The 12,685-nt window shown below is 29.8% G+C and carries 21 protein-coding genes; all 21 read left to right on the forward strand.

What is annotated here, in order from left to right:
• Positions 1-130 precede the first annotated feature (130 nt).
• The 21 genes from E4O00_RS13540 (at position 131) to E4O00_RS13635 (ending at position 12,346) form a co-directional block, all read left to right on the forward strand.
• Positions 131-1,384 carry an ATP-binding protein gene (locus E4O00_RS13540; protein ID WP_253677872.1) on the forward strand — a complete coding sequence of 418 codons (1,254 nt, stop codon included), beginning with the start codon at positions 131-133 and terminating at the stop codon, positions 1,382-1,384.
• A 116-nt stretch (positions 1,385-1,500) separates the two neighbouring features.
• The gene (locus E4O00_RS13545) at positions 1,501-1,653 is read left to right on the forward strand and encodes a hypothetical protein (RefSeq protein WP_253677873.1); all 153 of its coding nucleotides are present in this window, start codon (positions 1,501-1,503) and stop codon (positions 1,651-1,653) included.
• Between the two features lie 49 nt (positions 1,654-1,702).
• Positions 1,703-2,371, forward strand: coding sequence for a hypothetical protein (locus tag E4O00_RS13550; protein ID WP_253677874.1), 669 nt, complete (start codon positions 1,703-1,705; stop codon positions 2,369-2,371).
• Positions 2,372-2,417: 46 nt separating this feature from the next.
• Positions 2,418-2,753, forward strand: coding sequence for a DUF2200 domain-containing protein (locus E4O00_RS13555; RefSeq protein ID WP_253677875.1), 336 nt, complete (start codon positions 2,418-2,420; stop codon positions 2,751-2,753).
• On the forward strand, positions 2,750-3,175 hold the full coding sequence (locus E4O00_RS13560) for a DUF1294 domain-containing protein (RefSeq protein WP_253677876.1): 426 nt from the start codon (positions 2,750-2,752) through the stop codon (positions 3,173-3,175). The genes E4O00_RS13555 and E4O00_RS13560 overlap by 4 nt, the downstream gene beginning before the upstream one ends.
• 60 nt (positions 3,176-3,235) lie before the next feature.
• Positions 3,236-4,258: a DMP19 family protein gene (locus E4O00_RS13565; protein ID WP_253677877.1), complete on the forward strand. Its 1,023-nt coding sequence runs from the start codon at positions 3,236-3,238 to the stop codon at positions 4,256-4,258.
• A 114-nt stretch (positions 4,259-4,372) separates the two neighbouring features.
• Positions 4,373-4,765 (forward strand): DUF5071 domain-containing protein, encoded by a 393-nt coding sequence (locus E4O00_RS13570; protein ID WP_253677878.1) that lies wholly within the window; start codon positions 4,373-4,375, stop codon positions 4,763-4,765.
• 18 nt (positions 4,766-4,783) lie between these two features.
• Positions 4,784-5,227, forward strand: coding sequence for a hypothetical protein (locus tag E4O00_RS13575; protein WP_253677879.1), 444 nt, complete (start codon positions 4,784-4,786; stop codon positions 5,225-5,227).
• Between the two features lie 14 nt (positions 5,228-5,241).
• On the forward strand, positions 5,242-5,796 hold the full coding sequence (locus E4O00_RS13580; RefSeq protein WP_253677880.1) for a hypothetical protein: 555 nt from the start codon (positions 5,242-5,244) through the stop codon (positions 5,794-5,796).
• 236 nt (positions 5,797-6,032) lie between these two features.
• The gene (locus tag E4O00_RS13585) at positions 6,033-6,935 is read left to right on the forward strand and encodes a hypothetical protein (protein WP_253677881.1); all 903 of its coding nucleotides are present in this window, start codon (positions 6,033-6,035) and stop codon (positions 6,933-6,935) included.
• A gap of 35 nt (positions 6,936-6,970) precedes the next feature.
• On the forward strand, positions 6,971-7,576 hold the full coding sequence (locus tag E4O00_RS13590) for a hypothetical protein (protein WP_253677882.1): 606 nt from the start codon (positions 6,971-6,973) through the stop codon (positions 7,574-7,576).
• Positions 7,577-7,586: 10 nt separating this feature from the next.
• Positions 7,587-7,949 carry an Rpn family recombination-promoting nuclease/putative transposase gene (locus tag E4O00_RS13595; protein WP_253677883.1) on the forward strand — a complete coding sequence of 121 codons (363 nt, stop codon included), beginning with the start codon at positions 7,587-7,589 and terminating at the stop codon, positions 7,947-7,949.
• A gap of 26 nt (positions 7,950-7,975) precedes the next feature.
• Complete coding sequence (locus E4O00_RS13600) at positions 7,976-8,686, forward strand: DUF4241 domain-containing protein (protein WP_253677884.1); 711 nt, start codon at positions 7,976-7,978, stop codon at positions 8,684-8,686.
• A gap of 24 nt (positions 8,687-8,710) precedes the next feature.
• Positions 8,711-9,103, forward strand: a complete 393-nt coding sequence (locus tag E4O00_RS13605; RefSeq protein WP_253677885.1) for a hypothetical protein — start codon at positions 8,711-8,713, stop codon at positions 9,101-9,103.
• A gap of 29 nt (positions 9,104-9,132) precedes the next feature.
• Entirely contained in the window at positions 9,133-9,528 is a 396-nt protein-coding gene (locus E4O00_RS13610; RefSeq protein WP_253677886.1) for a hypothetical protein, read from the forward strand.
• Between the two features lie 10 nt (positions 9,529-9,538).
• Positions 9,539-9,778, forward strand: a complete 240-nt coding sequence (locus E4O00_RS13615; RefSeq protein ID WP_253677887.1) for a hypothetical protein — start codon at positions 9,539-9,541, stop codon at positions 9,776-9,778.
• A 23-nt stretch (positions 9,779-9,801) separates the two neighbouring features.
• Positions 9,802-10,008, forward strand: coding sequence for a hypothetical protein (locus E4O00_RS13620; protein ID WP_253677888.1), 207 nt, complete (start codon positions 9,802-9,804; stop codon positions 10,006-10,008).
• Positions 10,009-10,101: 93 nt separating this feature from the next.
• Positions 10,102-10,227, forward strand: a complete 126-nt coding sequence (locus E4O00_RS14380; RefSeq protein WP_371922698.1) for an SMI1/KNR4 family protein — start codon at positions 10,102-10,104, stop codon at positions 10,225-10,227.
• Positions 10,228-10,313: 86 nt separating this feature from the next.
• The gene (locus E4O00_RS13625; RefSeq protein WP_253677889.1) at positions 10,314-10,718 is read left to right on the forward strand and encodes a hypothetical protein; all 405 of its coding nucleotides are present in this window, start codon (positions 10,314-10,316) and stop codon (positions 10,716-10,718) included.
• A gap of 67 nt (positions 10,719-10,785) precedes the next feature.
• Complete coding sequence (locus tag E4O00_RS13630) at positions 10,786-11,466, forward strand: hypothetical protein (RefSeq protein WP_253677890.1); 681 nt, start codon at positions 10,786-10,788, stop codon at positions 11,464-11,466.
• A gap of 22 nt (positions 11,467-11,488) precedes the next feature.
• Positions 11,489-12,346 (forward strand): DUF5071 domain-containing protein, encoded by an 858-nt coding sequence (locus E4O00_RS13635; protein WP_253677891.1) that lies wholly within the window; start codon positions 11,489-11,491, stop codon positions 12,344-12,346.
• The last annotated feature ends 339 nt before the right edge of the window (positions 12,347-12,685 follow it).

Below are 12,685 nucleotides of genomic sequence, written 5' to 3' on the forward strand. Positions count from 1 at the left end.
TTCTGAATTTTTGAAGAATTGGAACCGAGCTTGAAGATTACAGCATATTTGAAGTTGATTAGAAAATAAAAGACTGGTAAAATACAATTACTAAAAAATGTGCAGATGAACAAAAAAAAGGAATGGAAGAATGGAAGTTAAAAGAGACTCTTACCTAAAACAACTAATTGAGAGAAAAGACAACGGAATGATAAAGGTGATTACCGGGATTCGTCGTTGTGGTAAATCCTTTCTGTTATTTACTATATTGAAAAGACATTTACAGGAAAGCGGTATTAGTGAGGATCATATCATAGAGATTACATTGGATGGGATTGAAAATGAAGAGCTAAGGAATCCGAAGGTCTGTTTTCAGTTTATTAAAGATGCCATGCGTGATGATAGTAATTATTATCTCTTATTGGATGAGGTACAGTTTATGCCACGCTTTGAGGAAGTGCTAAATAGTCTACTTCGCATAAGGAACTTAGATGTTTATGTCACAGGAAGTAATTCTAAATTTCTTTCCAGTGATATTATAACAGAGTTTCGGGGGAGAGGAGATGAAGTCAGAGTATATCCTCTTTCTTTTGCTGAATTTTATTCCGTATATGATGGGGATTATGATGATGCATGGAATGAATATATGATTTATGGGGGACTTCCACAGCTTATAGAATTTAAAAGTGAAAGACAAAAAGAAAATCACTTAAAGAATCTTTTTGAGAATGTATATTTAAAAGACGTTATTGAAAGAAATAAAATTCAGAGTATGGATGAGATTGGTATTTTGGTAAATATACTGGCATCTGCTATTGGTGCACCAACGAATCCTACGAAAATTGCAAAAATCTTTTCGAGCGAGCGACAGATGTCTTATACTAATAAAACAATTTCTAATCATATTGACCATTTATCGGATGCTTTTTTGATTTCTAAGGCGAATCGATATGATATAAAGGGTAGGAAATACATTGGTGCAAATTTAAAATATTATTTTACAGATTTGGGATTGCGAAATGCTCGCTTAAATTTCAGACAACAAGAGTCAACACATATTATGGAGAATATTGTTTATAATGAATTATTGATTCGTGGATTCAATGTGGATGTGGGAGTTGTTGAAATCTTTGGTAGGGATAAAGAGGGGAAGCGTGTTCGTAAACAGCTGGAGGTTGATTTTGTCGCAAATCAGGGAAGTAAAAGGTATTATATTCAGGTTTCACTTGAGATGAATTCGGAAGAGAAACAAAATCAGGAAATGAATTCCTTACGAAATATTCCTGATTCTTTTAAGAAAATTATTATTGTAAATAGTAAAAGTAAGCCTTGGAGAAATGAAGATGGTTTTGTTGTTATGGGAATGAAAGAGTTTTTACTGAATGAAGATAGTTTGGAGTTTTAAAGGTTTTCTGTTTATAGGGGATTTAATTATAGAGAATAGAATTGAAGAATTGACATACTTTGAATTGCATTAGATTGAAGAAATGACAAATTTGAAATAGGATAGAAAGGAGATTTGTGATTGAGGAGTATATCGAACTTTCCTATCGGTTTACGGCATTATTCAGCATGATTTCCTATGGGGTTACAGGAGAATATCCTGCTTTAAGTGAAAATAAGGAAAGATTAAAGGAAGACATCAAGGAGTATGTGGAAATGTTGAAAAAGTAAACATTGAGAACCTAAAAGCGAACATTCGAAAATTCGAGAAGGAGAACGAATGAAAACAACATACAATTTAATAAAAAAGTTTTTAGAAAATCCTGAAGATATTGCTTCCTTTATGAAGTCGGATGCGATAGTTTGGGTTGACCATAGGGAGTATGATGAAGATATTGTTACTTATTTTAATGAAAAAATGGGAAATCAGATAGAAATGGAATTAAAAGATAACGGAAAATCTTATGGAGAGGATATCTATTTAAAATATAAAGATAAATCCTTGATGATTCCATACAAGGACAATATGGATAGGGATACTACGATAATATGGACAAACGAAATTGTGAAAGAGGATTATTCTATCCGCTTGTTTGCTGAGGAGATGGGTGATGATGCCTTTGGATTTTCTGTGCTAAGCCATGATGAGTGGGAACTTTTAGAAAAAAGCTTTGGAAACACATTTCACAAGTTTTTTTATGAAATAACTCCTTCCAGCCGAATGTTCAGCTTGGAGTATGATGTGGTGGAATATGTAAGATTGAAGAAGATAAACCCTGAAACTACATTTTTAACTTTAATTTATTATCTTGAAATTATGAAAAAAGAGCTGATTTTAGCAGAGAAAAAGGCTAGGGGAGAAATGGATTTAAAAACTTATTTTCAGCAGAAAAAAGAAATAAAGGCAGAAAAGGATGCTTATGTTTTGGAAAATGGATTGAAGTTATAAAATAGGTTAGATAAGGGCTTAGATTAGCCTACGAGGAGGAAGCATTATGCCTAGAACAAGCATTTTTGAGATGAAGTTTTCAAAGATTTATCCTTTACTTCTTCAGAAAGTGGAGCGTAAGGGAAGGACGAAGGAAGAGCTGGATGCCGTTATCGAATGGCTGACAGGTTATAATATGAATGAAGTGAATCAGGATATGACTTACGAAGATTTTTTTAACAAAGCTCCTGCCATAAATCCGAGGGCGGAACTGATTAAAGGGAAGGTATGTGGAGTTCAGGTGGAGCTGATTGAAGATCCTCTCATGCAGAAAATCAGATGGCTAGACAAATTGGTGGATGAGTTGGCGAAAGGGAAATCGTTAGATAAGGTGCTTAGATGAGGGATAATAAGAAACAAGGAATCAATAAGGATTTTATTATATGGAAGCTTATTCTAGTTTGTGGGATTATGATTGTTTCCATAGTTTACTATTTATGGAAAGAGAAGACGAAGGAAAGCTTAAATTTTGATTTTTTCACATTTTTTAAGGAGCATATCTTTGTTTTTCAAATTTTGGGATTTATCAATATTTTAACTTTTTTCTTATTTGGCTTTGATAAATGGACAGCAATCAAAAAACGGTCACGCATTAAAATTATGACTTTACTGGGTTTTTCTTTTATTGGAGGCTCGGTAGGAGGGCTTTTTGCCATGCTCCTGTTTCGTCATAAAACTAAGAAGATTTACTTTACTTTAGGACTTCCTCTTATCATGCTGACACAGGGGGCTGTCATTTGTTTCTTCATGAATGTGGGGAGGTAGAGGGGAGCAGTGTGTAAAATGAAAGGTAAGATGTTGTTTTCGAAAGGATGAGTGAGGAAGATGAAAAAAGAAGAGTTTAAGTTATTAAGCAATGAAGAAAAAGTTAAGGTAGTAGAAGGCTTAGATTACCTAGTAGATAGGGATGAGATTATCGAACTCCTCTCACATTGCGATTTAGAAACCTTAAATGCGAAACTCTTGAATGAACTTGGTAGAGCCTATAATAATAACGCAGAGTACGAAACGGCAATTATTATTTTAGACATGGTAGAGGAAGAGGAAAGAGATGCGTGGTGGTATTATCGTATGGGCCTTGCTTATTGTGAGTTAGCGGAAAATCTTCAGAATGACTTTGAAACGAAGGCAAAAAATGCCTTGGTTATGCTAAATAAGGCTGTTCGATTAAGTGAAGGGGAAGGGGTTACGAAAGAATGTGTAGAACTTATTTGTTATAGTAGAGCCTTTGATAAGTTTTTAGAAAATTATAAAGAAGTATATCCGAATATAGCAGAAAAATATTTTGAATACAAAGATAGGAAAGGAGAGGGGGAGTTAAAAATGGAGAAGGAAAAAATCTACAAAAAAATTACAATAGAAGATATAAAAAAGATTGATGATTCTTGGGATATTTGTGAGCCGTTGTGGTTTATTATCAATATTTACGAAGGTTATGAAGATTATATAAAATCAGCAGAAAATTTCACATTAGAACAAAGGTATTTATTTGCGATAACTTGGTATTTTGCAGAAGTAAATAATGGAGGACATCATCAGTTTTTCTATAATTCCACAGGCATTGTTTGGGAAGATGTGTTAAATGGTTTTAAACATTTTAAAATGCCAGAGTTTGCAGCTAATTTTAGGAAAGTAATTGATTATTGTGGTGGAAGTATTTCCTTGGATAGAGAAGAAAGATGGAATATGCTTGAATCATTGGAAGAGAAGAATAAAGAAGAGTTTTTTGAGGTTTTAGATGAGGCGGATGATTTTATTTATAACTATGAGGGGGAAGGAAATGAGCTGAATTACATAAAGGCTCACCCTGAAAAGTTTGTATTTGAGGGGGAGTATGAGGGATTTTGATTTTAAAGGGGATATTTTGCAGAGTTTTTATCAGTGATAAAAGTAAACTATTACCCTGAATTTGAGAAGTCTTATGATAGAAAAATTTTCTATCAATTCTAAAGAGGTAATATAATGTTAAATAAGGAAATGATGATGCCTAAAGATAAGTTTGATTTAGATACTTGTAAAAATTTTTATGACCTGACAGACGAAGCGTTTTTAGAAATTGCTCCTGAATTACTTACTTGGTTACAAGATGGAAATTGGCCTATTTTTCCTGAAATAATAAAAGTTTTTACATTGAAACAAGATATCGTAATAGATGAAATATCAAAAATCTTTGATACAAGTGATGTAATATGGCAATATTGGATTTTGAGTGAATTGTATCCAAATTTATCAGAAAAAAATAAACTGTTTCTAAAAGAAGGATTGAAAAGATGTTCAAATAAGCTATCTTTGAAAGTGAAAAAAGATGATGATGAAATAAATCTCTTAGAGATGTTGGATTTGATTTTAAATTAAGACAAAAAAAAGGAAAATATGAACGAAAACGATAAAAATTTTAAATTTGATAAAAATAAAAACCTTACTTACAGTCTTCACGACAGCAGGGTAAAAGAAATAAAATTCCATAATAAAACACTAACATTAAAAGTGGATTCCATTTTTGAATATGTTGATGGGGAAACGCATTCTTATCAAGGAAAGATTTGTTTTAAAGATTGTGATTTGGACTTGTGCGATATCCTTATTTTTAATAAGACTTTAGGGAAAGGATATTTTAATGGAAAAGCTTTTTATTTAGAGGAATTTATGGAAAAGTATAAAAATGCGGAGTTTGAAATCATTACGGAGGGTTATTACGGAAATAGCACCACTTACATGGGTTGGCTATGGGAAGAAGGGAAAGAGCCTGTATCCGCTATTCTCTATATTTGGAATAGCGGGGAGATGGAGTACCTTATCAATAAAGAAAATACTTAGAGGGGGAAAATGAAATGAGAATACCGACTTATCTAAAGGAAGAAAATTATAAGGTGTTAAATCTTGACGACACCTTGTCAAACATCCGTATTTGCAATCCATTAGAAAATGAAGGATGGAATGAACGTTATGAGATTTATTATTATGGAGAAGTGGTTTTTGATACGATGATTCGTGGCATTTTTGAGGAAGAAATAGAGAGGAAAAAGTCTTGTTTGATTAAGGCTCGTTGCATTCAGACAGGAAAAGAGATTTTACTTTATGATGAGGCGAAATATGGCTATAATCCTGTTTTTTGTGATGAAGTTGATTTAGAGGATATCAAAAATCGTCCACTTTCTAAACTTGAAATTCCAAACTCTAAAATCGAGATAGAATTTGCCTATAACATTGATTTTGAGGAAGAAAAAGAGGACTTTGATTTTGATGAAGAGGATAAGATAGAAACCATGAGTGGAGAAAGAATGTCCTTTGAGGAAGTTCAGAAAAATTGCTTTGATTATATCAAGATTACGGCAGTCGATGAAGAGGGAGAGGAAAGAGTGATTTGTGAGTTGGAGCTTGCGTGACGAAAATGTTTTAGTTAGGAGATTTTCTGTAAAAGGAAAGGACAGCTGTGTTATTGGTAACTTTAATCTGACATATAGAGATAGTTATTATACGAAATTTGGAAGAGATAGGGGTGAGGATAGTTTTAGTGAATGTGGAATTAGAGTGAAACGAATAAAAACTGTGGCTTACAACATAAATTATTCGTATTGCTTTTTGTATTGTTGTTTGATTCCGTAATAAAAAAGGAGAAACTATGGGAGCTTGGAATGCGAGCATTTTTGGGAATGATACTTCCCTTGATATCAAAGATGAATTTTTTAGAAGATTTAATCTTGGAGAAGAAGTGCGTGATATTAAAAATTCTCTACTATTAGAAGAAGATGATGAAGATAGATTTAATGTTATTTTTGCACTTGCTTACTGTATGTGGGAAGTTGGACAGTTAGATGATGAATTTTTAAATGAAATAAAACATATCATTATTAGCGGTGAAGATTTAAAAATAAATGAAGAGTTAGGTGCAGATAATAAATTTATTAAACAAAGAAATAAAAATTTAGAAAAGTTTTTTGAAAAAATCAGTACAAGAAAAGAAAAACCGAAGAAAAGAGTAGCTCCTCCTGTAGAAGTAGAAAGTAAATACAGAAATGGTGCAGTGATGTTATTTAATTATGTAGATGGAATGTGGGGAGTTGTTATCGCTGTTGAAAGTAAATTTTATGATAAAGAAACATTTTATCACTATATTCAAACAGATATTAAAATGAAAGATAAACCGACAATGAATGACGTGTTAAAAGCACATATTATTGATCCAAGTTTTCATAGCAAAGAATACAATTCGTTTCGTGATCCAATATACTACCATTATTTTGTAAATTTAGTCTCCGGATATTTAAAAAGTAGTGGAACAAAAAGATTTGAAAAATATAATGACCATGCTTTTGAAATTATTGGTTATTTAGCTGATTGGGGAAGATGCTCAAGTGGTGCTTTTCATTACTTTGATTATTATAGGCAAAAAACAGCAGAAGAATTTAGAGAATGCGTGATGAGAGAACTTACAAAAAATTATGAAAATAACCCTGATGTGAGAACAAAAATGAATGTTGCAGAGATAGAGGAGGAATTTCTGACTCGTGTATTAACAAGGTAGTGAAAAAATTTTTATTTTTTAAAAGAGGTAAAAGTATGAATCGTAAAATAAATAAAAAAATAAATGCTCTCAATGAACTTAAAAATAAAATTAGTCTATGGAGTGATAAAACAGAAGAGGAGTTAGCGTATCTTATTAAGGAATTTGAAAAAATGACAAGAGCTGAAATATCTTCTTATTTCTTTCCTTATTTTAAAGACGATAGTTTTGCTGAAATTTTGTTTGAAATAGCAAGTAAATATAGTGATAACAAAAAAATAACTCTAAATATTATCTCTTTACTTTGCAATATGGTTTTAAGATATGATTTACAAGAAACAAAGGCTATTTATAATTTTGTCTTGGAAAATGCAAACAAGAAAAATTTAGCAGGATATGTTTCAATTTATTTACCTAACTTAAAAGGATTTAAAGAATATCCTAATAAATGGCAATATTTTGTAAGTCTTAAGAAAATGAGCCCAAAGAAAATTGCTCATCAAAATTTAGTAAAAATTATTGAGAGCAATATAAATGATATTCCAAGTGAATATAAACAAGAAATATTAGAGTTTTTACAAGAAAAATATGAAATGGCAAACAATGAAGGTGGTAAAAAATACTATCAAGATATGATTAATAGAATAAATTTAAATTTTTAAAGGAGAAGCTATGGAAGAACAAAAATTATTTATGGCAATGATTTTTCAAATAGAGGCAAAATCAGAAAAAGCAAAAGAAAATATGAAAAATAAAATTCTTGATAAGCTTAAAAACATTTTGGATTTAGAAAGTATAACTTTAGAATATGATATACAAAGCAATTCTTTTGCCTATATAGAAGAAAGTATTGAAGAGAGCTTTGAAGATAAAGTCTTTTTTCTATTATCAACTTTACAAAATTTCGGATACTGTTATGTTGTAACAGGAAATTTAGAAAATAAAAAGTTTGATATTTGTACTTCAAAAACAAATATGAATGGAATTTGCTTTGTACAAGGGGATTTGCATTACCTTAATTTAGAAGAAGAATAAATTTTAATTTTTAAAGGAGTATCGATATGAATACAACGAAAGAATGGTTAGAAAAATATGAAGCTGTAAAACATTTACTTACTGCCCCTGTGAATTATGCAGAAGTTTTTGAAAAAAATGAAATTCATGGAAAACAATTATTTGTCTTAGAAATGGGAGAAATCATCTTTCCTACCGGAGAAATTTTAGTAAGAGATCCTTTGGTTTGGCTTCATAAAAAAGAAAAACCTTATTTAACTAAAGTTCCAACAGGAAAGTATAAAATTGAAACTTTGGTTGCCAAAATAGAAGAAGATCACTATCGTTATGTGTTGACAAGGGTAAAATTTAACGAAAATAAGCCTGTGATTTATTACGAAGCACTAAAAGGTGATGAAAACCTAGAGGGTGTAGATAATGAAAGTATTTTTGGATTTATGGTTGATGCCGGATTGGCAACAATTGTTGATGTAGAGATAAGGGATAAATATTGTGATTTCGTAGATGCGTGGTATCAAGAAAATCCTGAAGGAAATATCTATGATGATTTTTTTGCTGAATTATTTAAGAAAAATGCAATAGAAAATCCCAAATATCAAAGAAAAGATGGAGATTGGATTAACTTCAAAATACCTAATACAGATTTATTTATTCCTATGATTCAATCCGGGTTTGGAGATGGTCAATATCCTGTATATTTTGGGTATGATGAAAAGGGAAATCTTTGTGATGTTGTGTTGGAATATATACCATTATAGTATTAATAATAAAAGGAGTTATCTATGGTGTATTCATTTAAAAAAGAAGACTTTAGTTTAGAAACCGATGCGTATTCTGCCTGTTATGAGTTTGAAAATGAAGCCTTTATCATTCAAATTTCGCAAGCAGATTTTTCTGATGAAGAAGTGATGTTTACGAATCAATTAGTGAATCTTTATGAGAAAAAATTACCTAACATTGCAATCGCTTGTGTAGAATCGGATACCTTCAAGTATTGTTATCCTCATGAAGATGTAGATAGCATCCCCGGGAAGTTAGGTAAGCCGATATTTAGAAGAATGGGAAAGACTACTATGTTAACTTATGTGGAACACACGATTGATTATGATCATATTTTAGATATTGAATTTGAAGGTTTATATGATGATATATTTTCTGTTGGAATCGATGGGTAGATGATGAAAGAGTGGTGAGGAGAGATTGTATGGATCGGTTAAAACAGTGTTTTATGAATTTTATTCAGCATTTGAGAGATGAAAAAATCCTAGAGATTGATATGAATATTTTTCTTGATAAAAATATGTATGAATCCGTCCTTTTGTTAAAGGATTTATTCAAAGAGCATTTTCCTAAAACAAAATTAAAAAAAGTTATGAAAAGTATTCATTATGCCAATGGATTTAAAGATGAGGAGCTAAGACAAAGTGCTTATTTATTAGATGAAATTCAGCAATACCTTACCGGCAATCATTTTTTGAATCATGATGAATCTGTTGCATTTTTTAATAAAAAAATCACAGAGGAGGGCTTTGTGATTACATCTGAAAGCTTGTTTAAGATACATTTAGAGAGTTTACTGTTATCAGTAAATGATCATTAAAAGGATACCAATGATGAAAAATCAAGAACTTCAAAATTTAGTACAATTAGAAATTAAAAATAGAGAAAGTGTATCAGATATAATTGGAATGAATATGATGAAACGAGTTCTTTTTGAACTCGAGCATCTTGAGAAAAATCCACAATTTCAGCTAACTTATTCGAGAATATTAGTTGATAGTTGTGATTTTAATAATGACTTAGTCCATAAACTTCTTGAATATGCTTATTTTATTAATAAGAGAAAATAATTTTAATATATCAGGAGAATTTTATGAAGAATAAGACAATTAATATTTGTGATGAATGTGAAAGTGAATATTTTGCAGATAGTTCTAAAATGGCTAATTTGTGCCCGAATTGTTCCCACTATCTCTATGGTTATAAAAATTGCCAACATAAATTTGAAAATGGTAGATGTGTAAATTGCTATTTAGAGGAAAAGATATATAAAAAAATAATGAGAGTTGAAGATGAATAAGTCAATTAATAAATCTTTAAGTGAAAAAGAATTAAAGTATGTTTTTGTCATCAAGAAAATTTAGAACATTTATCAATAGGTGGAAAAGAAGAAATGATAACATTTACGGAAAGTAAATTAGGATACAAGCTACCTGAATCTTATATTAATCTTATGAAAATTCAAAATGGTGGAAAACCGATGAAAAATTATTGGATAAAAGAAAATGCAAATGATTGACTTAGTTTCTGAATCGGATTATTTATTTGGACATTTAGCTACATTAGAAATTGATGAGGAATACAATATAGAATTTGGTGGGATGAATGGATAAAAAGGAATGTATGGAAAATTTAATAGATTTTTTAAAAGGGAATATAAGAAATAAAGCATCGTTAGAGAGTATTATTAATATATTTGAAAAAATGTGTAAAATACCTGCCAAAGAAGATATGATTTTATTTGAAACAGGGATATTTAATACTTCAAAAGATGAGCAAAGTTTTCAAATTTCATTCGTTAGACAATTCTCTAATGAAGATGAAGAGTTTTATCAAGTTTGTGTAGATATTTTATATGAACCTGACAATGAAAATAAATTCTTTAATGAGACAGTATGGGATGAAGATTTAAGTCAAAACATATTTGATTACATTAGAAATTCAAAAATTTTTACTTATGCAAAAAATAAAGAATATTGTAAGGTTAAAATATGGTGTGATGAAACTTAAATATAAATTCCAGTTTTTCATAGAGATATAAAGAATTAGTGATTAATTTTTTTAAAGGATTTAAGATATGAATATACACCTAAAACAATACTTAGAAATATATCAAAAACTTCCTATTGATAATTACTTTACCAAAGAGGAAAGGGAAATTCGTCATAATCTGTTGGTAGATTGGGAAAAATCAGAAATAAAAGAATTACCTACTCTTGATGAATTGATAGAGTTTATTACAAAAAATAAAGACATTGTACAAATCAATCCACAATTTTTTCAAAAATTTGAATCTGTTTGGCAAGAGGATTTAAAAAATAGTCATAAGTTTGCGAAATTTATAATAGAAATGGGCTTAGAGGAAATGATGTGGAAGTTTGATATTTCTCATATGGAATTAGTTTCATCAGTACTTGAATATAATCCAAATCATATTAAAGCATTAAAATTAAAATTGAAAACTTTAATTCGGTATCACGATTTTAATCTCCACGAATTGCCTTGGGGAGTACTTGTAGAAGGTAGTTTAGAAGAAGAATTACAATCTGTAAAAGATATGGAAGAAGCGGCTGGTAAATTAGGTTATAAGAATAAAGATTTTGAATTTCTAGTTTCCTACTGTAAAACATATTATCCATTATGGTTTGAATATTTGAGTTTAAAAGAGAAATATGGATTTAAGCACTTCTTAGAGAGTAAAGAAATTGATACAGAGAAAATATCTATTCCGTATATCGTATTTAACGACACTATTTAATTTTGAAAGGATAAATAGAATAATGAGAAATAAAAGTATAATTCTTCCAAAAGATAAATTTGATTTAGAAACTTGTAAAAATCTCTATAAGCTAAGTGATAAGCAATTTATTGAAGTTTCTAGTGAATTACTAACTTGGTTGCAAGATGGAAATTGGGTTATTTTTCCTGAAATAGTAAAACTTTTTATAGCAAAACAAGATATTGCTATGGATGAAATATCAAAAGTCTTTAATACAAATAATGTAATATGGCAATATTGGATTTTAAGTGAATTATATCCCAGATTAACAGCTAAAAATAAAATGTTGATAAATAAGCAACTTGAAAAGTGTTTTAATAAGCTTTCTTTAAAAGAGGAAAAAGATGAAGATGATATGAATGTTATTGAGCTTTTGCATTTTATTTTAAATAAAAAATATAAAAATGATGAAAATATGATCAAAAATAATAAAATTTTTAAATTTGATAAAAATAGAAATATTCCTTACAGTCTGCATGACAGTAGAGTAAAGGATATTAAGTTTCATAATAAAACACTAACACTAAAAGTTGATTCAATATTTGAATATATTAATGGTGAAGAAAAAATATACAAAGGAAGAATTTGTTTTAAAGACTGTGATATAGACTTATGCGATATCCTTATTTTTAATAAAACTTTAGGTAAAGGACGTTTTACAGGAAAGTCATTTTATTTAGAAGAATTTATGGACAAGTATAAAGACGCAGAATTTGAAATCATTACAGAGGGTTATTTTGGAAATAGCACCACTTACATGGGTTGGCTTTGGGAAAAAGATAAAGTGCCTGTATCAGCTATTATGTACATTTGGAATAGTGGAGATATGGAATATTTGATTGAAGAAGAAAATATTTAGAGGTTTAGATTATGTATAAAATATCTATTTTAGATTTTTTAAAAACAGGAAAATTTGGAGATATAGAATTAGGGTTTTCAAAATGCGAAGAGTGTATTCGTTTCAAGAGGTAGTACGAGAACTAAAAAAAGAAAATATCAATTACTTAGTTCAAAAAAGTAATGATGGCATTGAAATGATATTAGAAAGTGGGGTCAGGCTTATTTATGAATATGACGATACTTTAGTATTACAGGAGGATAACATAATATTAGTAGGCTTTGAGCTTTCGATATTCAATGACTGAAAGTAGGGATTAATGGAGAGACTTTCATAATATCCAATACCAGAAAATTTGCA

This window comes from Treponema sp. OMZ 788, from assembly GCF_024181245.1.
Classification (GTDB): Bacteria; Spirochaetota; Spirochaetia; order Treponematales; family Treponemataceae; genus Treponema_B.